We start from the raw sequence: 21361 nt of genomic DNA, 5'->3' as shown, positions 1-21361 counted from the left end.
ACGACGAAAGCTTAAGCCCATGATCCCCCGTTACTCCCGACCGGAAATGGTGGCCATCTGGTCGCCGGAAACGAAATTCCGCATCTGGTTCGAGATCGAGGCCCACGCCTGCGATGCGCTTGCCGAAATCGGCGTGATCCCGAAGGATGCTGCGCGCACGATCTGGGAAAAAGGCGGCGCTGCCACTTTCGACGTCGCCCGCATCGACGAGATCGAGGCCGTCACCAAGCATGACGTCATTGCCTTCCTGACGCATCTCGCCGAATTCGTCGGCCCGGACAGCCGCTTCATCCACCAGGGCATGACCTCGTCCGACGTTCTGGATACCTGCTTCAACGTGCAGCTGGTCCGCGCGACCGACCTGCTGCTGGCCGACCTCGACAAGCTGCTCGAAGCGCTGAAACGCCGCGCTTTTGAACACAAGGATACTGTGACGATCGGCCGTTCGCATGGCATCCATGCCGAGCCGACCACCTTCGGCGTCAAGCTGGCGCTCGCCTATGCCGAGTTCGACCGCTGCAAGCAGCGCCTGCTGGCCGCACGCGAAGAAGTCGCCACCTGCGCGATCTCCGGCGCCGTCGGCACTTTCGCCAACATCGACCCGCGCGTTGAAGAACACGTAGCCGAGGCGCTCGGGCTGAAGCCGGAACCGGTTTCGACCCAGGTCATCCCGCGCGACCGCCATGCCATGTACTTCGCCACCCTCGGCGTCATTGCCTCGTCGATCGAGCGCCTGGCGACGGAAGTCCGTCACCTGCAGCGCACCGAAGTGCTCGAAGCGGAGGAGTATTTCTCGCCGGGCCAGAAGGGCTCGTCGGCGATGCCGCACAAGCGGAACCCGGTTCTGACCGAAAACCTCACGGGTCTCGCCCGTATGGTTCGCGCCTTCTCGATCCCGGCCATGGAAAACGTTGCGCTTTGGCATGAGCGCGACATCTCGCACTCCTCGGTCGAGCGCATGATCGGCCCGGATGCGACGGTGACGCTCGACTTCGCGCTCGCTCGTCTGACCAGCGTCATCGACAAGCTGCTCGTCTACCCCGAGAACATGATCAACAACATGAACAAGTTCCGTGGGCTCGTGCATTCGCAGCGCGTGCTGCTGGCACTGACGCAGGCCGGCGTGTCGCGTGAGGACGCCTACCGCCTCGTGCAGCGCAACGCCATGAAGGTCTGGGAACAGGGCAAGGACTTCCTCGAAGAACTGCTCGCCGACGCGGAAGTTCGCGCGGCCCTTTCCGAGGAAGATATCCGCGAAAAGTTCGATCTCGGCTATCACACCAAGCACGTCGACACGATCTTCAAGCGCGTCTTCGGCTGAGGTTCCGCGCTGAGCGGACGGCCGTAGGCCTTTGGTTTTGTTGCCATGCCCGCATTTGGAGCACCTCGCTCAAATGCGGGCATTTGCGTTAGCAGGAAATTCACGCATTGCGTGCAAAGCTCAGGGTCTGTCAATCCAGGTTCTGAGGATCACATGGCCTACAAGGACAGTGTCGAGCGGGCGACGCAGCGCACGCAAACGAAAATTACAGGTACGGTGACCGTCAAGTCCGGCTCCAGCAGCGGCATCGTCAAGGACCTTTCAGCCGAGGGCATCTGCTTTCAGCTGCTCTTCGACATCGGCGCCAAGACGGGACAGGAAGTGACGATCAGAAGCGAGGAACTCGGCTTCCTGACCGGCATGGTGCGCTGGTATCGCGGCGACAAGATCGGCATCAAGCTCAACCTGTCGTCCAACACCGCGGCGCAGATCTCATCTTACTACAAGCATTTTCGCTAGGCCGGACTTCTCGGCGACACGCCACAAGCGCCGCAGGTCGATCGACATGCGGCGCTTTTTCGTTGAGCGGTTACATCCGCCTTCGGCTGTCGGCGATCAGTGTGAACGCGCGCGCGGACCGGGCTCCACCATCTTGCGATAAAGGTGCCAGGTGGCGTGTCCGAAGATCGGCATGATGACGGCGAGGCCGACGAAGACCGGGATCGAGCCGATAACCAGACCGGCGGCGACAATGAAGCCCCAGACGGCGACGGGCACCGGGTTGACGAGCGTTGCGCGAATGGAAGTCTCGACCGCCGATACGGCGCCGACGTCCCGATCGATCAGCAACGGAAACGACACGACGGATGTCGCCAGAACGATGACGGCGAAGACGAAGCCGACAGCGTTGCCGACGAGGATCAGGTTCCAGCCCTGGTCAGTGCCGATGATACCGTTCCAGAAGGCTGCAATCGAATCCGGCGGTTCCGCCCCGAAGATCTGCACATAGAGCGCCTGGGCGACGAGCAGCCAGATGATGAAGACAACGAACAGCATGGCGGCGACGGCCATGATCGACGGCAGCGCCGGAGAGCGGTGCAGGCGAAGGGCGTGCGGCCAGGAGTAGTCCATGCCGAGTTCTCGCCGTCGGCTGATTTCATAAAGCCCGATCGCAGCGACTGGGCCGATCAGAGCGAAGCCGGAGACAAGAGGATAAAGCAGCGGCAGCATGTTGGCGCCCGCGCTCCAGGTGATCAGAACGACACCGGCGATCGGGTAGATCAGGCAAAGAAAGACGTAGTGCGATGGTTTCTCGCGAAAATCGTCAAAGCCCAAGCGTAAGGCGTCGAATACATCCGCGACGCCAATCTTTTTTATTCCGGGATGGGCGACACTCGCGTCCGCTCCCGACAGGACATGGAATGTTGTCATGGCTCACACTCCTCAACGAACCAGAGCGGCCACGGAACAAAGATGCGACGAACCAAGCCGCACCATCCGCGACCGTCCCTTCGATTATACAGAAAATGCGACCGCTGTCGCCTGCCGCCTCTCGCCGCGTTAAGCGGCCTATTGGAACGCGAACATCGGGCTCGTCGGGCGGGCTCCCATGGGTGGCTTCGAGGCCCTGAAGCACGGGTAATGCTGAAGGTCTTGACTTCCGCGCCTTTCAGCGCCACATCGCGGCCACCATGAAAGTATCCGACGCTCATATCCTCATCGTTCCAGGCTACACCAACTCCGGACCGGAGCACTGGCAGACCCGCTGGGAGCGCAAGATGTCGACCGCACGCCGCGTCGAGCAGGCGGAGTGGGCAAAGCCTGTCCGCGAGGATTGGGTGGCGCGCATGATCGAAGAGGTCAATGCGGCGGAAAAGCCTGTGGTCATCGTCGCCCATTCGCTTGGCGTCGCAACCGCCGTGCACGCCCTACCCCATTTCACCAAGCCGATCGCCGGCGCCTTCCTGGTGGCACCTCCTGATGTTGCCAACCCGGCGATCCGTCCGAAGCATCTGATGACCTTCGGTCCCTACCCGCGCGATCCGCTTCCCTTCCCGTCGCTGATGGTCGCCAGCCGCAACGATCCGTTCGGTTCCTACGAGCATGCGGACGACATCGCCAACGCCTGGGGTTCGCTGCTCGTCGATGCCGGAGAGTCCGGCCACATCAACACCGAGTCCGGCCACGGGCCGTGGCCGGAGGGAACGATGGTGTTCGCCCAGTTCTTGAGCCGGCTTAAACCCTGACGCGCCCGATCAACCTGTCGACGCCGTATTAATCCGACGTTCATTGTCCGCGGTCATCATCGCCGGCACGACGCGACTCGTCTCATGATGGTGCCGAGCGCTGTCGAACCTTGATCTGCGCCGGCATTGACCGGATCGTTCCGCTTGGTTGCTCGGCCGCAGATACTGGACATGGGAAGTGGCCGTAAACGAACGTCTCACCAAAGGTGCGCAAGGCGCACCGGCGCATCCGGATGCTCTGACGCAGGCCACCTTGGAACGGTTGCCGGCAGGCGCTGTCGTTGTCGATGCGCACGGACGGATCCTGGCCGCTAACGTCCTTGCCGGCGACATGTTCGGCCGCACGCTTGTACAATTGCGACACGCCTTTCTGAATGACTTCGTGGCGGAAGAGGACCGGTCGCGCGTGCCGCCGCGCGCCACATCGACGGTCGCCGAGACGATCCATTTCCTTGGTCCCGACCGCTCCGTGCCGATGCTCGTTGCCTGTTCGCCGGTACGGTTCGCGGATGAAGCCGCCTGGCTGCTGCTGATGTTGCCGGCCGATGACTTCGTCAACGAGATCGCCGGATTGCGCAACGACGAGACCCGCTGGAAATATGCCCTCGACGGCGCGCTTGAGGGTGTCTGGGATCACGACTTCGAAACCGGAGACCTGTTTTACTCGGCCACCTGGAGGCGGCTTCGTGGCCTGTCCGAAGACGCCCAGGTGGATGGTACCCTTGAAAACTGGATCCAGAACGTTCACCCCGACGATCATGCGCATGTGCGCGCCGCGATCGAGCGGCAGGATTCCGGCGAGGCGATCTTCAACACTTTCGAGTATCGAGAGCGTCACGCCGACGGTCACTGGATCTGGATCGAAAGCCGCGGCGCCTCGGTTGCCTACTGGCCGGATGGCAGACCGAGTCGCATCATCGGGACGGATACCGACATCACCGCCCGCAAGGAGGCCGAGGCCCGGCTCGAGGAGGTCTCCCGCCGACTGAGGCTGGCGCTCGGCGTCTCGAAGATCGGCGTGTTTGACTTCAATCTCGATGCACTGCGCGACGACTGGGACGAGCGCATGTTCGAGATTTATGGTCTCGACCCCGCCGATGGCGCACCAAGCTCTGAGACCTGGGAAAACTCCCTTCACCCCGACGATCGCGATGCCGTGGTCCTCAGAACCAACGAAGGCATCGCCTCGGGTAAACCCTACAGCAATGCGTTCCGTATCGTGCGCCCGGACGGTTCTGTCCGCCACATCCGCTCCAATGCCGCGACCTATGTCGATCATCTCGGAACGCGCAAGCTCATCGGCGCCAACTGGGACGTTACAGAGGACATCGCGCTGCAGGAAGAACTGCGCCAGGCGAAAGCATCGGCCGAAGGGCGCAACCGTGAACTCGAGCAGGCGCGGATCAGGATCGAGTACAACGCGCTGCACGATTACCTGACCGACTTGCCCAACCGTCGCTACCTGGATCAGATGCTGACGGAGAATGTCGCAGTCAACGCGATCCTGCATATCGATCTCGACCGCTTCAAGCAGATCAACGATACGCTCGGACACCAGGCCGGAGACGCGATGTTAACGCATGCGGCCGCGATCCTGCGTGCCCACGCCCGCCACGACGATTTTATCGCCCGCATCGGCGGCGACGAGTTCGTCATTCTCTGCCGCCGGAACCGCGACCTGCCGCAGCTGACCGAGCTTGCCGAGCGCATCGTCCATGCCTTCCGCCGCCCCATTCCCTATGACGGTCAGCTCTGCCGCCTGGGCGCAAGCATCGGCATCGCCTTCAAGGGGGGCGAAGACATCGACGCCAAACAGATGCTGATGAATGCCGACATCGCCCTCTATCGGGCAAAGAGCGTCGGGCGCGATCGCGTCGAGGTGTTCTCCGAGCTCATTCAAACCCAGATCCTCAACGCCAAGCGCATCGGCGACGATATTCGCCAGGCGATCGAGGAAGGGCAGTTCACCGTCTATTACCAGCCCCAGTTCCATGCGCGCTCGCTGGAGATATCCGGCGTCGAGGCGTTGGTGCGGTGGAACCACCCGGAGCGCGGCATCCTCACCCCCTTCCATTTCCTCAAGGTGGCCGAAGAGATCAACGTCCTGCCGGCGATCGACAGGAAGGTGGTCGAGCTCGCCTATCGCGACTTTCAGTCCTGGCAAAACGAAGGGCTCGGCGTTCCCAAGATCTCGGTCAACATGTCGTCGCCGCGGCTGCGCGATCCAGGATTGATCGCCGATCTGCGCGACATGCGGATGCCGCCGGGCATCCTTTCCTTCGAGCTGCTCGAGTCCATCTTCCTCGATGACCCGGAAGACGAAATCGCCGGGACCATTTCAGCACTCGGTGACCTCGGCATCGAAATCGAGATTGACGATTTCGGCACCGGGCATGCCTCGATCATCGGCCTGCTCAACCTCAATCCGGCCCGGCTCAAGATCGACCGGGCGCTCGTCGGACCGATGACCGAAGGTGCCAAGCAGGCAAAGCTGGTGCGGGCGATCGTCGACATCGGCCACTCGCTCAACATCGCTGTCGTCGGCGAAGGCGTGGAGACCTGGGAGCACGCGGCGATGCTGCGGGACCTCGGCTGCGACGTGCTGCAGGGCTATGCGCTTGCGAGGCCGATGGATCGGCTGGAGCTGGAGCAGCGTTTGCGTCGCGGCTGGAAGCCGGTGTTGGGCGGTCCGGACAAATAAAAACCGCCCGGCCAGATGGACGGGCGGCGCTTCAATGGATGCGGCAACAGCCTCTCGGCTTACTTGCTCTGGAGCTGCTGGACGGCTTCGCCGAGCAGTTCGAGCATCCGCACGCGGATCTGCTCTTCGGTCTGGGCAACGCCTGCCGCGTCGAAATCCGCCTTGATCTTGCGAACGACGTCTTCATGGCCGGCTTCTTCGAAATCGGCAGCCACCACTTCGCTGGCATAGGCGTCGGCGTCGGCCTTGCCGAGCAGGCCGGCGGCCCACAGACCGAGCAGCTTGTTGCGACGCGCTTCAGCCTTGAACCTAAGCTCTTCGTCCATCGCAAACTTTGCTTCGAAGGCCTTTTCGCGATCCTGCATCGACGTCATCAATCAATCTCCCTGAGAATTCCATGTCTGAAATCAGTTTATCGCCATAAATCAAAACGCGGGTCAAACTGCAATGTGAACTTTTCCGGTTTGATGACTTTCATGTTACCCTTTGTGCGGTTCCTCAGATCGCATTTGATCAAGGATCAGGACATCGCCGCTTCGTGAGGCGGCAGCAACCTTGGCGCACTTTGAGAAGGCGCGCGGCGCCGCATGCAAATCAGGGGAACGGGCAGATACGCCGATTGTGAAATCGGTTCTTTTCGGCTATGGACCCCGAGAGATGTTCCACGCGCGTCCCGAGAGCGCCAACAACTACAGAGACAAAATCCATGAATCGTCGCCGCCGTATCTACGAGGGCAAGGCCAAGATCCTCTATGAGGGTCCAGAGCCGGGCACGCTCATCCAGTTCTTCAAGGACGACGCGACCGCCTTCAACAAGAAAAAGCACGACGTCATTGACGGCAAGGGTGTGCTGAACAACCGGATTTCCGAGTACATCTTCACGCACCTCAACAAGATCGGCATCCCCACGCACTTCATCCGCCGCCTCAACATGCGCGAGCAGTTGATCAAGGAAGTCGAGATCATCCCGCTTGAGATCGTCGTGCGCAACGTCGCCGCCGGCTCGCTGGCCAAGCGTCTCGGCATCGAGGAAGGCACGGTCCTTCCCCGCTCAATCATCGAGTTCTACTACAAGGCCGATGCGCTCGAAGACCCGATGGTCTCCGAAGAGCACATCACCGCGTTCGGCTGGGCAAGCCCGCAGGAACTCGACGATATCATGGCGCTCGCCATCCGCATCAACGACTTCCTCTCGGGCCTGTTCCTCGGCGTCGGCATCCAGCTCGTCGATTTCAAGATCGAGTGCGGCCGGCTGTTCGAAGGCGACATGATGCGCATCGTGCTTGCCGACGAGATCTCGCCGGACAGCTGCCGTCTCTGGGACATCGAGACGCGCGAGAAGCTCGACAAGGATCGTTTCCGCCGCGACCTCGGCGGCCTCGTCGAGGCCTACCAGGAAGTCGCCCGCCGTCTCGGCATCATGAATGAGAACGAACCCGTGCGCGGCACCGGTCCGGTTCTCGTGAAGTAACTTCGGGGAAAATCAAAGTGATCAAGGCACGTGTAACCGTGACGCTGAAGAACGGCGTTCTCGATCCGCAGGGCAAGGCAATCGAAGGTGCGCTCGGCGCACTCGGCTTCGACGGCATCGGCCAGGTTCGCCAGGGCAAGGTCTTCGACCTGCAGATCGAATCCGCAGACAAGGCCAAGGCCGAGGAAGACCTCAAGGCCATGTGCGAAAAGCTGCTCGCCAACACGGTGATCGAGAACTACAGCATCTCCTTCGCCTGATCCTGCAGGCGACGGAATCGTTCCGCGTCTTCGGGCGCGGAACCAGACGTTACGAAATGCCGGAGCAGCCGCTGGTCCCCTCGGGAACGCCGCTGCCATAGTCGCAGCAGATGCCAGCTCTTCGGAGCGCGCCATCAAGATTGATCTCGCCGTATCGGAGACAGAGATATGAAGTCAGCCGTCGTCCAGCTTCCGGGCCTCAACCGCGACCGCGACATGATCGCGGCCCTCACCAAGATCTCCGGCAAGGCGCCTGTCACCGTCTGGCAGACCGAGACCGAGATTCCGGATGTCGACCTGATCGTCATTCCCGGCGGTTTCTCCTATGGCGACTACCTTCGCTGCGGCGCGATCGCTGCACGCATGCCGGTCATGCAGGCGATCAAGGCCAAGGCCGAAAAGGGCGTGAAGGTTCTCGGCGTCTGCAACGGCTTCCAGATCCTCGTCGAGGCCGGCCTCCTGCCCGGCGCGCTGATGCGCAATGCCTCGCTGAAATTCGTCTGCCGCGAGATCAAGCTCGAAGTTGTCAACGCCGACACCGACTTTACCCGCGCCTATTCCAAGGGCCAGGTCATCCGTTCGCCGGTCGCCCATCACGACGGCAACTACTTTGCCGATGCCGAGACGCTGAAGACGATCGAAGGCAATGGCCAGGTGGTCTTCCGTTACGCCGAAGGCACCAATCCGAACGGTTCGATGAACGATATCGCCGGCGTCATGAACGCTGCGGGTAACGTTCTCGGCATGATGCCGCATCCGGAAAACCTGATCGAAGCCGCCCATGGCGGTTCCGACGGCCGCGGCCTCTTCGCGTCTGCGCTCGAAGTAATCGCCGCTTAACCATCGGGCTGTAGAAGGCATCCGACCCATTCCCATTTGCGAGCGAGACCGTCGATGCCTTCATTTGCCCCTGCACGCCTGACCGGCCTTGCCTGCACGGCCTTCGGCCTAATGCTTCTGGCCTCGTGCCAATCGCCGAAGCCGCCGGCCCCGAGCCCGAACACGGCGGCGCTGCCGACCATGGAGCGCGTGGCGCTCGGCGCCAACAGCTGCTGGTTCAAGTCGGGCGATGCGGAATTCAAGTCTTATCGCCTGGCGCCCGAGCTCAATTCCTTCTCCGGCCGTCCGCGCATCTTGATCGTGCCGCGCAAGTCGCCGGAGGCACGCCCCCTCGCCGTCGTTCAGGCCGAGGGCAATCCGGCCCGCCTGCAGGCCTTCGGGCCGCTGATGAGCGAGCCGACGGGAACGCGCATGGCCGCAGACATCAAGCGCTGGGCCGCTGGCGGACAGGGCTGCAAATAGCCCCAAGCTGAACTTGCCGAATTGATTAAAGGGCCGGTTGACCTCAAGGTTGCCGGCCCTTTGCATTTCGGACAGTCGGTCCTATCCGATCGGTTAGCGCCAGAATGGGACAGTCGATTCCTGACGCGCGTCCTTCTCCGAAACGCCGATATCCTTGAGCTGCCACTCGCTCATCTCCTCAAGCGCCAACCGGCCGCGTCGCTTCGCCGCCAGCTCGCAATAGCGGGTCCAAAGCCGCTTCAGCAGACCATCGCGTTCGTCCGAATAGTCGCCGCCCAGTAATGTGCCGGTGCAGCCCACGGACGTCGCTTCCGAGCGGGACAAACAAATTGTATCTATTGTACTCATTGACAACCCCAATGCAGCGATTGCTATCGTTGTCTTGGTGATAATTGACATATTTTCCGCTGTAATCTAAAGAATTGTCACTATGACAAATTGGCTCCCCGACATTCAGCAGGGTCACGGTCCGCTCTACGCACGGATCGCCGATCAAATCGAACTGGCAATTGGCAACGGGGCCTTGCCCGTCGGCGCCAAATTGCCACCGCAACGCAACCTCGCCTACGATATCGGGGTGACAATCGGCACGATCGGGCGCGCCTACAATATTGTCCGCGAGCGCGGGCTTGTGAGCGGCGAAGTCGGGCGCGGCACCTATGTGCTCGACCATCCCGAAAGCCGGCCGCCGGAGCAGGCGGACCCGCTGACGACGTCCCTTGCCGGCACCCGGCCCCTGGTCGCGCCCGTTGGCAAGCTCAGGTTCGACAGCACCGCCGCGCCGGATATCGGCCAGGGAACGGTGCTGAGCGAAGTGTTGAGCGAAATCAGTCACGAGCATCACGCCGATATTGCCAGCTACGCGCGGAACTTCCCGGATCACTGGTTCGAGGCAGGCTGCCAATGGCTGGCGCGCGGAGGGTTTCGTCCTAAGCCCGAAAACATCGTGCCGACGCTCGGTGCGCATGCGGCCGTCGTTGCCGTAATCGCGGCGGTGACGGCCCCAGGCGATCGCATCGCCTTCGAGACGCTCACCTATTCGCAGGTCAGCCGCAGCGCCGGCCTGATTGGTCGCCGCACGACGCTGGTCGAATCCGACGCCTTCGGCATGATCCCCGACGACTTCGAGCGCGTCTGCGCGCAGCAGCATCCGAAGCTCGCCTTCCTGATGCCGAGCGCGCAGAACCCGACAGTGGCCGTCATGCCGCTCGCCCGCCGCCAGGCGATCGCCGATATCGCCCGCAAATACGGCGTCTGGCTGGTGGAGGATGATCTTTACGGCGCCATGACCGGCGATCAAATGCCGCTGCTCGCCGAGCTTGCGCCCGAACGCACCTTCCTCGTCGGCGGTCTTTCGAAGTCGGTTGCCGCAGGCGTTCGCGGTGGCTGGGTCGCCTGCCCTCCGCATTTCGGCCAGCGCATCCGCATCGCCCACAAGATGGTCAGCGGCGGCCTGCCGTTCATCCTGGCGGAACTCTGCGCCCGGCTGGTGCTCTCCGGCTCAGCTGCAGCCTTGCGCAGCCAGGGCATCGAGGAGGTTCGCGCCCGCGAAGCAATGGCGCGCGAGGTCTTTGAGGGTATCGAGTTCGCGTCCCATCCCTGCATTCCGTTCCTCTGGATGAAGTTGCCTGACCCTTGGCTGTCAGGAACCTTCAAGCAGGCGGCTCTTCAGGAAGGCGTGCTCGTCGACGACGAGGACGAGTTCAAGGCCGGCCGTACCGATCGCGTCTTCCATCGGATCCGCATCGGCTTTTCCTCGCCACCGCAGCGCGCCGAGGTGAGAGCCGGATTCCAGACGCTGAAGCGGCTGCTCGACAGCGGCCGAGCCGGCTACGACAGTTTCGAGTGACTATCGAAATCGACGGGGTGACTTTCGCGCAAGCTTCCGCATCATACTGTTTTAGCAGTCTTGCGTAGATGATTCGCCCTCAAGGATTTCGCATGCCGCTATCGCTTCGCCCGGTTCCGTCCCGCCTGATTGCATCCCTTCTTTTCGTCACGACCACCTCCGTCATCGCCGCGCCGGCGGCGGCTCAAGATGGTGTCTTCGACGAAATGCGCTTCGGCGTGACGACATCGATCGCCAGCGGCGGCAAGCAGGAAGACGGCGTGTTTCCGTCGTTCACGCTCTACTTCGATCCGTTCAATGCGGACGGCGCCGCGGATCTCGGCGAAAAGCTGCTGCGTCCACGCGTCTATACCGGTGCTGCCGTGGCCACGTCCTCGAACGGCGTCAACCAGGCCTATGCCGGCCTGAGCTGGACCTTCGACATGACGCAACGCCTCTTCGTGGAGTTCGGCGCGGGCGGCACGGTTCACGACGGCGATCTCGACGATCCCAACGGTTCCGGTCCGCAACTCGGCTGCCGCGTCCTCTTCCGCGAATACGCCGCCGCGGGCGTGCGCCTCGACGAACACTGGAACGTCTCGGCGACCGTTGAACATGCGTCGCATGCCAATCTCTGCGACGGTCCCAACAACGGCCTGACACGCGCAGGCCTCGCCCTCGGCTACAAGTTCTGACGCAGGCCTGCGCAGTCGCGCTCAACAAAGCTTCATACGGGCATCAACCGCTGTTGATCGCCCGTATTTTTCTGTCGCGCCGCGCCGCAGCATAGGTTAAAGAAGCCGCAAAGCGCCCCCTGTTTCTGTTGCGGTTCGCACGCGCCATATTCCTCATTAGTGGATTGCGCGCCGCCCGAAGGATTTGACGGTCGACGATGACGATTTCCAACACCCGCCCCATCACCCCGGACCTCATCGCATCGCACGGGCTGAAGCCTGACGAATACGAGCGCATCCTCGGCCTGATCGGGCGCGAGCCGACCTTCACCGAGCTCGGCATCTTCTCGGCCATGTGGAACGAGCACTGCTCCTACAAGTCTTCCAAGAAGTGGCTGCGCACGCTGCCGACCAAGGGGCCGCGCGTCATTCAGGGCCCGGGCGAAAACGCCGGCGTGGTCGACATCGATGACGGCGACTGCGTCGTCTTCAAGATGGAAAGCCACAACCACCCGTCCTATATCGAGCCCTACCAGGGCGCGGCAACGGGCGTCGGCGGCATCCTGCGCGACGTCTTCACCATGGGCGCCCGTCCCGTCGCAGCGATGAACGCGCTGCGCTTCGGTTCGCCCGACCACCCGAAGACCCGCCACCTCGTTTCCGGCGTCGTTGCCGGTGTCGGCGGCTACGGCAATTCCTTCGGCGTTCCGACCGTCGGCGGAGAAGTCGAGTTTGATGCCCGCTACAACGGCAACATCCTCGTCAACGCCTTTGCCGCCGGCCTCGCCAAGAGCGATGCCATCTTCTACTCCAAGGCCGAAGGCGTCGGCCTTCCCGTCGTTTATCTCGGTGCGAAGACCGGCCGCGACGGCGTCGGTGGCGCGACCATGGCGTCTGCCGAGTTCGACGAGTCGATCGAAGAAAAGCGCCCGACCGTTCAGGTCGGCGACCCCTTCACCGAAAAGTGCCTGCTCGAAGCCTGCCTCGAGCTGATGACGACTGGCGCCGTCATCGCCATCCAGGACATGGGTGCAGCCGGCCTCACCTGCTCGGCCGTCGAAATGGGCGCCAAGGGCGACCTCGGCATCGAGCTCGACCTCGACACCGTGCCGGTGCGCGAAGAGCGCATGACCGCCTATGAAATGATGCTGTCGGAAAGCCAGGAGCGCATGCTCATGGTGCTCGAGCCCGCCAAGGAAGAGGTCGCCAAAGCGATCTTCGTCAAGTGGGGCCTCGATTTCGCAATCGTCGGAAAGACCACCGACGACCTGCGCTTCCGTATCCTGCACCAGGGCGAAGAGGTCGCGAACCTGCCGATCAAGGAACTGGGCGACGAAGCGCCGGAATATGATCGTCCCTGGACCCCGGCCAAGACCGCGGCACCGCTCGCAACCAACGACATTCCGGCAGCCGACGTCGCCGACGCGCTCGTCAAGCTCGTCGGTTCGGCCAACAATTCGTCGCGCCGCTGGGTCTATGAGCAGTACGACACGCTGATCCAGGGCAACTCGCTGCAGCTGCCGGGCGGCGACGCCGGTGTCGTGCGCGTCGAAGGTCATGCCTCCAAGGCGCTTGCCTTCTCCTCCGACGTGACGCCGCGCTACGTCGAAGCCGATCCTTACGAAGGCGGCAAGCAGGCGGTCGCCGAATGCTGGCGCAACCTGACGGCAACCGGATCGCTGCCGCTGGCAGCCACCGACAACCTCAACTTCGGCAACCCGGAACGCCCTGAGATCATGAGCCAGCTGGTTCATGCCATCAAGGGCATCGGAGAAGCCTGCACCGCACTCGACTTCCCGATCGTGTCGGGCAACGTCTCGCTCTACAACGAAACCAACGGCCAGGCGATCCTGCCGACCCCGACCATCGGCGGTGTCGGCCTGATCAAGGACTGGTCGAAGATGGCGCGCATCCGCTTTGCCGCTGAAGGCGAAACGATCCTCGTCGCCGGCGCGCCGGCCGGTCTCGGCTCGCACATCGCCCAGTCGGTCTATATGCGCGACGTTCACGGCCGCACCGATGGCCCGGCGCCCCATGTCGATCTGGCGCATGAGCGCAAGGTTGGCGACTTCGTCCGCGGCCTGATCGTCGACGGTCTTGTAACCGCCGTGCACGATTGCTCGTCGGGCGGCCTGGCACTTGCCGTTGCCGAAATGGCGATGGCTTCGGGCATCGGCGCCTCGGTCGACGCTGTTGCCGGCCATGATCCGATCGCGACCTTCTACGGCGAAGACCAGGGTCGCTACGTCGTGACGGTTGCCGCCGGCGCGCTCGACACGGTTGCCGCTCGTGCCAAGGCTGCCGGCGTCTCGCTCCCCGTCATCGGCAAGACCGGCGGCGACGCCGTCAAGCTTGGCGACGCCAAGGCCGTCTCGGTTGCGGATCTCCGCGCCGCCCATGAAGGCTGGTTCCCGGACTTCATGCAGGGCGACCTCGCGCCTGAAAACTGAGAGATCGATGACGGGAGCCGCACTTTCTGCGGCTCCCGTCATCCCTATTGCGTGCCTGCTTGCAGGCGCTGCCGACGGCGATCATTTGATCGTGTCGGCGCTGGCAACTACCCTCCCTCACCCAATTCAGCAATTGCGTTCCGCCCCTGAATCGTGGTTCCCTTGTTTCATGGACAACGTCGGCAGGCTGCTGACGTTGCAGAATAAAAAGGGAGTTGGCGTATCATGCCCATGACACCAGGCGACATCGAAGACATGATCAAGGCGGGGATTCCCGGAGCCAAGGTCACGATCCGCGATCTGGCCGGTGACGGCGACCACTATGCCGCCGAAGTCGTGGCCGAGGCGTTTCGTGGCAAAAGCCGCGTGCAGCAGCACCAGATGGTCTACAACGCACTGAAGGGCAATATGGGCGGCGTGCTGCATGCCCTGGCACTTCAGACGAGCGCGCCGGAGTAAGCTGGCGTGGCTGACCTGATCAAGGAACTCGTCAGCGGCGTCGTTGACAGCGCGCTCAAGGAAATTCTGAGGAAGACCGGCGTCAAGCGCACGGCCACCAAGCGGACGAAGCGCCGGACGCGGCCGGCGGCCTCTGGCGGCGGCATCCTCGCGGATATCCTTGAAGCCGCCATCCGCAAGCCGGCGAAGAAACAGGTCAGCCGGCGGAAAACCTCGGCGGCGCGCAGCAAGACGCGGCGCCGCACGGCTTGAGTGGTATTAAAACCACATCTTGAGGCCCATCAATATTTGTTGCGATTGGGTGGTGAAAATCACCAATATGCATGCTATCTAAGACCCAATCGATATCCGGCCCTTGAAGCCGGCGCAGGAAGGAAGACAGGATGAGCGGAATTCACGAATTCATCGACAACGAAGTCAAGACGAACGATGTGGTGCTCTTCATGAAGGGTACGCCGCAGTTCCCGCAGTGTGGCTTCTCCGGTCAGGTGGTCCAGATTCTCGACTACATCGGCGTCGACTACAAGGGCATCAACGTGCTCGCCGACGCGGACCTGCGCCAGGGCATCAAGGACTATTCCAACTGGCCGACGATCCCGCAGCTCTACGTCAAGGGCGAATTCGTCGGCGGTTGCGATATCGTGCGTGAGATGTTCCAGGCCGGCGAACTTCAGTCCCACCTTTCGGAGCAGGGTATCGCCGTCAAGGGCGCTGTCGCCTAACTCAAGGACGCCTTGTCCCGATCCATCGGAGAAGGCGGGCAACCGCCTTTTTTGATTCGGACGTCTCGTCCGGATCTCGATTTTCGTTGTCTTCCCAAAGGCTTTGCGCGCTTGGTTCGCGCAATGACCGTTTGAATGTTTGTGAAAGCAGGCTTCCTTCCTGAAACGTTTCCGGCGTTCTGCAGCGAGGCCTGGGGCCGCATTTTCGGCCTGTCATGAAGCAGTCGCGATCGTTCGGCATAAGCAGCAGCGGTTCCCGCTCCGGCCTCCCGGCACGGAAATGACCCCGTCGCTGCCGATCGATGCTCCCGCCGCTTCCTGCAGGCCCGGTCCATGTGGTGCGGCTTCCCGGTCGCTCCCGCCTGACATCCCTGTGCCGACCGGCATTTAGCCAGCCGACATCCTTCTTTTTCCGGAGCGGTCCGGACCCAGACCTGTTTCGCTTGGCGCCCACCGCGCCGCTAGGACTTTTGAAATGACAAGCACGACCAACGACGATGCCCTGCCCGGCCTCACGAAATTCCAGTTCATCGCGCTGATGGCCACACTGATGGCGACGAACGCGATTTCGATCGACATCATGCTGCCGGGCCTCCAGGAAATCGGGGCCAGCCTGGGCGTGGCGTCGGAAAACGAGCGGCAATACATCATCACCGCCTACCTGCTCGGCATGGGCGTGGCGCAGCTGTTCTTCGGCCCACTGTCGGACCGGTTCGGGCGCAAGCCGCCGCTTCTGGCGGGCCTTGCCCTTTATGCCGTCTGTGCGGTGGCAATTGCCATGGTGCCGACCTTCGGCCTCATGCTCGCCCTTCGCTTCATGCAGGGCGCGGGTGCGGCTGCCACGCGCGTCATCACCATCTCGATCGTCCGCGACGTCTATGGCGGCCGGCAGATGGCCGAGGTGATGTCGCTGGTCATGATGGTGTTCATGATCGTGCCTGTGATCGCCCCGTCGATCGGCCAACTCATCATCAGCTTTGCCGAGTGGCATATGATCTTTGTCATCGTCGCGCTTTATGCGGTGATGAACATCGCGATCGTGCTGTCGAAGCTCGGCGAAACGCTTGATCCGGCCCACCGCCGCGCCTTCACGCCGTCGGTAATCCTCAGCGGTTTCCGCATCGTGCTGACCAACCGGTTGTCGCTGCTTTATACGCTCGCGACCTCGGTTATCCTTGGCGCGCTCTTCGGCTTCATCAACTCGGCGCAGCAGGTGCTGGTCGGCGTCTACGATCTGGGCGTGTGGTTTCCGCTTGTCTTTGCGGCTTTCGCGAGTATGATGGCGGTCGCTTCCTTTACCAACTCCCGCCTCGTCCGCCGCTTCGGCATGCGGCCGTTGTCCCATGCGGCCCTCTGCGGCTTTACGCTCGCAAGCTTCATCTGGATGTCGGCCTCGCTCTATGCGCCGCTGCCCTTCCCGGCCTTCGTGGTCCTCTATTGCGCCACGATGTTCCAGTTCGGGCTGATCGCGCCAAACTTCAACGCCATGGCCATGGAGCCGCTCGGCCATGTCGCCGGCACGGCGTCCTCGGTTCTCGGCTTCATGCAGACGATCGGCGGGAGCGTGATCGGAGCCTTCATCGGCCAGTCCTTCGACGGAACGGCCACCCCGCTTGCCACCGGCTACTTCACCGTCGCGGCCATCGGCCTCGTCTTCGTGCTCATCGCCGAACGCGGCAAGCTGTTCAAACCGCACCATCAGCCGGCCGGCTGATCTCTAAAGCGCCAACTGTCGCTGTCGCGTTCTAAACCGCCGGCCAGCCTTTTCCAAAGATTGAATTTACGGGTTTTCCCAATGTCCACCATCACCAATCAATCCGAACATGTCGACGGGGTCTCGGGGGCCGAGCGCCTCAACATGGGCATCGTCGAATTCATCATCACCATCGCCGTCATGACGGCGAGCGTCGCCATCGCCATCGACAGCATGCTGCCGGCTCTGCCGGCAATCGGCCAGTCGCTGAACGTCGCCAACACCAACGACAGCCAGCTGGTGATCGGCGTCTTCTTCCTCGGCTTCGGCATCTCGCAGATCTTCTTCGGCAGCCTGTCCGATGCCTTCGGCCGCCGCAAGGTGCTGCTCGGCGGCCTCGCCTTCTTCACCGTGTCGATGTTTGCCGCCGCCCTCACCCAGAGCTTCGAGACGCTGCTGATCCTGCGCTTCATCCAGGGCATCGGTGCTGCGGCCATCCGCATCACCACCATGGCGATCGTGCGCGACTGCTTCGGCGGCCGCGAAATGGCGCGCGTCATGTCCTATGTGATGATTGTCTTCATGATCGTGCCGATCGTCGCCCCCTCGATCGGCCAGCTCGTCATCCTCTATGCCAACTGGCACTGGATCTTCATCCTGATCGGCGTCATCGGCGCGATCCTCTTCGCCTGGGCCTTTTCCCGCATGAAGGAGTCCCTGCCGCGCGAAGAGCGCATGCCGCTCTCCGTCGGTGCGGTCGCGTCGGGTTTCAAGACCGTTCTCACCAACCGCATCACTTGCGGCTACATGATCGGCATGACGATGTTTACCGCCGTCATCTGCGCCTACATCGTCACGGTCCAGCAGATCTTCGGCGAGGTCTACGGCCTCGGTGACTGGCTGCCGATTGCGTTTGCAGGTACTGCCGGCGGCATTGCTGTCGCGAACTTCGCCAACGGCTTTTTCGTCCGCAGCTTCGGCATGCGCCGTATCTCGCACGTCTCGATGATCCTGTTTACGCTGATCTCGGTTGCGGGCTTCGTGATGTCGCTCTCCGGCACGCCGGCCTTCGTCGTCAGCTATCTGATGTTCTCGGTGCTCCTGATGTTCTTCGCGGTCATCGCGACGAACTTCACCGCGATCAGCCTGGAGCCGATGGGGCACCTTGCCGGTACCGCTACGGCGATCACCGGCTTCGTCTCTACGACCGGTGGCGCGCTCATCGGCGGCGCCGTCGGCCAGCTCTTCAACGGCACGCTGCAGCCGCTGTTCGGCGGCTTCGCCCTCTTCGGGGCCCTGACGATCCTGGCAACGCTCTGGGCCGAGAAGGGCAAGCTCTTCACCCATCCCGGCGACAAGGACGTCAGCATGGATCACGGTGGCGGCCATATGTAACCGGCCGCCGTAAGGCAAACAAAAAGCCCGCCCGGAGCAATCCGGGCGGGCTTTGTATTTTGGGCTGCTTCGAACGGCTCAGACCGTGAAGACCTCGCGGCGCAGCGTCTCCCAGCTCTCCTTGTCGGTGGCAAGCAGCAGGCCGCCATTGAGATGCGACGGCAGATAGGGCGAGCCGTCGAAGCGGGCGGCATAGGCGCCGGCTTCCTGCGAAATCAGCGTGCCGGCCAGGTGATCCCACGGCATCAGCTTCTGGTACATCAGGAAGTGGATGTGACCGCCGGCAAGCATGCGATATTCATGCGCGGCGCAGCGGTAGCTGGTGGCGATGCGAACCTTGGCCATGTTGGCCATGACTTCGCGGCGTGCTTCCTGCTTGTAAAAACCGGTCGAGGCACCGCCGACCATGGCCTCGAGCGGCACGCCTGCGGTGACCGACAGGCGCTCCTGCGATCCATTGGCGCGGCACATCCAGGCGCCGGAGCCCTTCTCGGCGATCACCCAGTCGTTGCCGAGCGGATCATAGATGATGCCGGCAACCGTCTCGCCCTTGGCGACGACGCTTGCCATAACGCCGAAGAGCGGCACGCCGGCGGCGAAATTGAAGGTGCCGTCGATCGGGTCGACGACGACGGCGAGATCGGCATCGGCGAGCTTGTCGAGCAGCGCCGGGTCGGCCGCAACCGATTCTTCGCCGACGAAAAGTGCGCCCGGCGCGACGTCTTCGATGCGTGCCTTGATCAGCCGTTCGGCCGCTTCGTCGCCTTCGGTCACGAGGTCGATCGCTTCCGATTTCACCCTGACGTCGCCGGCTTCAAGATTGCGGAACCGCGGCAGGATCTCTTTGACCGCCGCTTCCTGCAGCAGATTGGCAAGGCCGGCAATGTCGACGGAATGGCTCATTCTTTGGGCTCCGGTGTGAGGGACTGGAAATCGAACAGCTTGGGATCGAGCAGGTGCGACCGGTTCACGTGGCCAAGCGCGCGCAGCATCGTGTCCTTGCGGCCCGGCATGCGTCGCTCAATATCGGCCAGCATCACCTTCATCGCATTGCGCTCGAGGCCGTCCTGCGAGCCGCAGAGGTCGCACGGGATGATCGGAAACTCCATGGCCGCCGCGAACTTGGCGAGATCGTCCTCGGCCGCATAGGCGAGTGGCCGAAGCAGCATCAGGTCGCCCTCGTCGTTCAAGAGCTTTGCCGGCATCGAAGCCAGCCGGCCGCCGTGGAAGAAGTTCATGAAGAAGGTTTCGAGAATGTCCTCGCGGTGGTGGCCGAGCACCAGCGCGTCGCAGCCCTCTTCACGGGCGATGCGATAGAGGTTGCCGCGGCGCAGCCGCGAACAGAGCGAACAGTAGGTCGCCCCCGTCGGCACCTTCTCTTTCACGATCGAGTAGGTGTCGCGATACTCGATGCGATGCTTGACGCCGATCGATGCCAGGTATTCCGGCAGGATGTGCTTGGGGAAGTTCGGCTGGCCCTGGTCGAGGTTGCAGGCAATGAGCTCCACCGGCAGCAGCCCGCGCCATTGCAGGTCCATGAGCAGCGCCAGCAGGCTGTAGCTGTCCTTGCCGCCGGAAAGGCCGATCAGCCAGCGCTTGGCGCCCTTCAGCATGCCGAAGTCGTCGAGCGCCTGGCGGGTCTGGCGAAGAAGGCGCTTGCGCAGCTTGTTAAACGAGACGGAGGACGGCATGCGGCTGAACAGCGGATGCGCGCCGGTGTCGATTTCGGTCTCAAAAATGGTTTCAGCCTGGTCTTGCGACACGTTGAGCGAAAGGTCCATGGCGGGGATCCTGTGCGGCAGGCAGGCGCAACCGGCGCCCGGCTAATCTTGGGCCAGCACTTGCCCGCTCCAGCCGTCAAGATCAAGGGAAATCGGCCGCACCGTGCAGATCGCCCTTGTCGGAGGAGTTCAGGGACCGAAGACTGACCAGCCAGTGCGCGCCGCGAGCATTTCGAGCGCCAGCGATCCGAGCAGCGAATTGCCGTTTTCGTTGAGGCCAGGCGACCAGACGGCAACCGACGCCTTGCCAGGTGCCACCGCCAGAATGCCGCCGCCAACGCCGCTCTTTCCTGGCAGGCCGACGCGATAGGCAAAATCGCCCGAGCCGTCATAGTGGCCGCAGGTCAGCATCAGTGCGTTGATGCGCCGCGCCCGCTGGCGCGAGACGACGTTATGGCCGGTCAGCGGATTGCTGCCGCCGGCGGCCAGAAACAGCCCGGCTTTCGCAAGCTGGCTGCAGGTCATGGAAAGCGCGCAGTGATGGAAATAGACGCCGAGCACGTGGTCGACGGGGTGGTCGAGCTTGCCGAAGGAGCGCATGAAGTTGGCAAGCGCGAAGTTCCGGTAACCGGTGGCCGTCTCCGAACGCGCGACCTCATGGTCGATGACGATCTGGTCGTCGTCGGCGAGATAGCGGACGAACTGTACGATCTCGCCGATCAGTTCCCGCGGCGTATGGCCGGCAAGGATCAGGTCGCTGATGGTGATGGCGCCGGCATTGATGAAGGGGTTGCGCGGCTTTCCGCCCTCTTGCTCGAGCTGGACGATCGAGTTGAAGGCGGAGCCTGAGGGCTCGCGGCCGACACGGTGCCAGATGTTCTCGCCGTGCTTGCCGAGCGCCAGCGTCAGCGTGAAAACCTTGGAAACGCTCTGGATCGAGAACGGCACCTCGGCATCGCCGACGCGATAGATCTGGCCGCCTGTGGTCACGATCGCCATGCCGAAATGCTTGGCGTCGACGCGCGCGAGCTGCGGAATGTAGTCGGCGACCTTGCCCTGGCCGAACCGCGGGCTCAGGTCCCGATGAATGTCGTCGATGATCGCCTGCAGATCCTGCGGCTTCTGCTCTTCGGGCATCGGGCTTCCCTCTTGGTCATCGCTTTCGGATCGAGGCGACG

23 protein-coding genes are annotated in these 21361 nt (G+C 62.6%); 16 read left to right on the top strand and 7 right to left on the bottom strand.

Annotated features, from left to right (window positions below; genetic code table 11):
* The first annotated feature begins 19 nt into the window (after positions 1–19).
* A complete protein-coding gene (gene purB / locus IB262_RS04230; RefSeq protein WP_060585098.1) occupies positions 20–1321 on the top strand; it encodes an adenylosuccinate lyase in 1302 nt (433 codons plus the stop codon).
* 153 nt (positions 1322–1474) lie between these two features.
* Complete coding sequence (locus IB262_RS04225; protein ID WP_034794416.1) at positions 1475–1780, top strand: PilZ domain-containing protein; 306 nt, start codon at positions 1475–1477, stop codon at positions 1778–1780.
* 96 nt (positions 1781–1876) lie between these two features.
* Here the strand turns inward: IB262_RS04225 and IB262_RS04220 are convergent, their stop codons facing one another.
* Complete coding sequence (locus IB262_RS04220; RefSeq protein WP_112976743.1) at positions 1877–2692, bottom strand: DUF2189 domain-containing protein; 816 nt, start codon at positions 2690–2692, stop codon at positions 1877–1879.
* Positions 2693–2952: 260 nt separating this feature from the next.
* On the opposite strand from IB262_RS04220, the gene IB262_RS04215 reads away from it, so the two are divergent.
* Both IB262_RS04215 and IB262_RS04210 read left to right on the top strand, forming a co-directional pair.
* The gene (locus tag IB262_RS04215) at positions 2953–3507 is read left to right on the top strand and encodes an alpha/beta hydrolase (RefSeq protein WP_034794640.1); all 555 of its coding nucleotides are present in this window, start codon (positions 2953–2955) and stop codon (positions 3505–3507) included.
* A 178-nt stretch (positions 3508–3685) separates the two neighbouring features.
* Positions 3686–6208, top strand: a complete 2523-nt coding sequence (locus IB262_RS04210) for an EAL domain-containing protein (protein WP_192493394.1) — start codon at positions 3686–3688, stop codon at positions 6206–6208.
* A 59-nt stretch (positions 6209–6267) separates the two neighbouring features.
* Here the strand turns inward: IB262_RS04210 and IB262_RS04205 are convergent, their stop codons facing one another.
* Positions 6268–6582, bottom strand: a complete 315-nt coding sequence (locus tag IB262_RS04205; RefSeq protein ID WP_034794424.1) for an ATPase inhibitor subunit zeta — start codon at positions 6580–6582, stop codon at positions 6268–6270.
* Positions 6583–6914: 332 nt separating this feature from the next.
* Between IB262_RS04205 and purC the strand changes: the two genes are divergently transcribed.
* The 4 genes from purC to IB262_RS04185 all read left to right on the top strand — a co-directional run bounded on the left by purC (position 6915) and on the right by IB262_RS04185 (position 9241).
* Complete coding sequence (purC, locus tag IB262_RS04200; RefSeq protein ID WP_034794646.1) at positions 6915–7679, top strand: phosphoribosylaminoimidazolesuccinocarboxamide synthase; 765 nt, start codon at positions 6915–6917, stop codon at positions 7677–7679.
* Between the two features lie 17 nt (positions 7680–7696).
* Entirely contained in the window at positions 7697–7939 is a 243-nt protein-coding gene (purS, locus tag IB262_RS04195) for a phosphoribosylformylglycinamidine synthase subunit PurS (RefSeq protein WP_034794427.1), read from the top strand.
* Positions 7940–8107: 168 nt separating this feature from the next.
* Positions 8108–8779: a phosphoribosylformylglycinamidine synthase subunit PurQ gene (gene purQ, locus IB262_RS04190; RefSeq protein WP_034794430.1), complete on the top strand. Its 672-nt coding sequence runs from the start codon at positions 8108–8110 to the stop codon at positions 8777–8779.
* Between the two features lie 54 nt (positions 8780–8833).
* Positions 8834–9241, top strand: coding sequence for a hypothetical protein (locus IB262_RS04185; protein ID WP_034794436.1), 408 nt, complete (start codon positions 8834–8836; stop codon positions 9239–9241).
* 93 nt (positions 9242–9334) lie between these two features.
* On the opposite strand, the gene IB262_RS35865 is transcribed toward IB262_RS04185, so the two are convergent.
* On the bottom strand, positions 9335–9487 hold the full coding sequence (locus IB262_RS35865) for a DUF1127 domain-containing protein (protein WP_226020710.1): 153 nt from the start codon (positions 9485–9487) through the stop codon (positions 9335–9337).
* Positions 9488–9671: 184 nt separating this feature from the next.
* Here IB262_RS35865 and IB262_RS04175 point away from each other — a divergent pair, with 184 nt between their 5' ends.
* Together IB262_RS04175 and IB262_RS04170 are read left to right on the top strand one after the other, a co-directional pair.
* Positions 9672–11090: a PLP-dependent aminotransferase family protein gene (locus IB262_RS04175; RefSeq protein WP_112976745.1), complete on the top strand. Its 1419-nt coding sequence runs from the start codon at positions 9672–9674 to the stop codon at positions 11088–11090.
* 92 nt (positions 11091–11182) lie between these two features.
* Positions 11183–11764, top strand: a complete 582-nt coding sequence (locus IB262_RS04170; protein ID WP_034794442.1) for an acyloxyacyl hydrolase — start codon at positions 11183–11185, stop codon at positions 11762–11764.
* A gap of 43 nt (positions 11765–11807) precedes the next feature.
* On the opposite strand, the gene IB262_RS04165 is transcribed toward IB262_RS04170, so the two are convergent.
* Positions 11808–11975: a hypothetical protein gene (locus IB262_RS04165; protein ID WP_156400741.1), complete on the bottom strand. Its 168-nt coding sequence runs from the start codon at positions 11973–11975 to the stop codon at positions 11808–11810.
* Between IB262_RS04165 and purL the strand changes: the two genes are divergently transcribed.
* The 6 genes from purL to IB262_RS04135 all read left to right on the top strand — a co-directional run bounded on the left by purL (position 11962) and on the right by IB262_RS04135 (position 18462).
* Positions 11962–14193 (top strand): phosphoribosylformylglycinamidine synthase subunit PurL, encoded by a 2232-nt coding sequence (gene purL, locus IB262_RS04160; RefSeq protein ID WP_112770854.1) that lies wholly within the window; start codon positions 11962–11964, stop codon positions 14191–14193. The two genes, IB262_RS04165 and purL, sit on opposite strands and share 14 nt — an antisense overlap.
* 225 nt (positions 14194–14418) lie before the next feature.
* Positions 14419–14652: a BolA family transcriptional regulator gene (locus IB262_RS04155; RefSeq protein WP_034794447.1), complete on the top strand. Its 234-nt coding sequence runs from the start codon at positions 14419–14421 to the stop codon at positions 14650–14652.
* 6 nt (positions 14653–14658) lie between these two features.
* Positions 14659–14904, top strand: a complete 246-nt coding sequence (locus IB262_RS04150; RefSeq protein ID WP_060600739.1) for a hypothetical protein — start codon at positions 14659–14661, stop codon at positions 14902–14904.
* Positions 14905–15035: 131 nt separating this feature from the next.
* Positions 15036–15374 carry a Grx4 family monothiol glutaredoxin gene (grxD, locus tag IB262_RS04145; RefSeq protein WP_034794485.1) on the top strand — a complete coding sequence of 113 codons (339 nt, stop codon included), beginning with the start codon at positions 15036–15038 and terminating at the stop codon, positions 15372–15374.
* 475 nt (positions 15375–15849) lie between these two features.
* Positions 15850–17088, top strand: a complete 1239-nt coding sequence (locus IB262_RS04140; RefSeq protein ID WP_034794489.1) for a multidrug effflux MFS transporter — start codon at positions 15850–15852, stop codon at positions 17086–17088.
* A gap of 81 nt (positions 17089–17169) precedes the next feature.
* On the top strand, positions 17170–18462 hold the full coding sequence (locus IB262_RS04135; RefSeq protein WP_112976746.1) for a multidrug effflux MFS transporter: 1293 nt from the start codon (positions 17170–17172) through the stop codon (positions 18460–18462).
* A 78-nt stretch (positions 18463–18540) separates the two neighbouring features.
* Here IB262_RS04135 and IB262_RS04130 read toward each other — a convergent pair whose 3' ends face one another.
* The 3 genes from IB262_RS04130 to IB262_RS04120 form a co-directional block, all read right to left on the bottom strand.
* Positions 18541–19365 carry an inositol monophosphatase family protein gene (locus IB262_RS04130; protein ID WP_034794509.1) on the bottom strand — a complete coding sequence of 275 codons (825 nt, stop codon included), beginning with the start codon at positions 19363–19365 and terminating at the stop codon, positions 18541–18543.
* Complete coding sequence (gene ttcA / locus IB262_RS04125; protein WP_112976747.1) at positions 19362–20243, bottom strand: tRNA 2-thiocytidine(32) synthetase TtcA; 882 nt, start codon at positions 20241–20243, stop codon at positions 19362–19364. Before ttcA ends, IB262_RS04130 begins: the two co-directional genes overlap by 4 nt.
* A 129-nt stretch (positions 20244–20372) precedes the next feature.
* Positions 20373–21320 carry a glutaminase gene (locus tag IB262_RS04120; protein WP_060520738.1) on the bottom strand — a complete coding sequence of 316 codons (948 nt, stop codon included), beginning with the start codon at positions 21318–21320 and terminating at the stop codon, positions 20373–20375.
* Positions 21321–21361 lie beyond the last annotated feature (41 nt).

Source organism: Ensifer sp. ENS02 (genome assembly GCF_014851885.1).
Classification (GTDB): Bacteria; Pseudomonadota; Alphaproteobacteria; order Rhizobiales; family Rhizobiaceae; genus Ensifer; species Ensifer adhaerens.
This window is presented reverse-complemented; position numbering and strand designations above follow the sequence as displayed.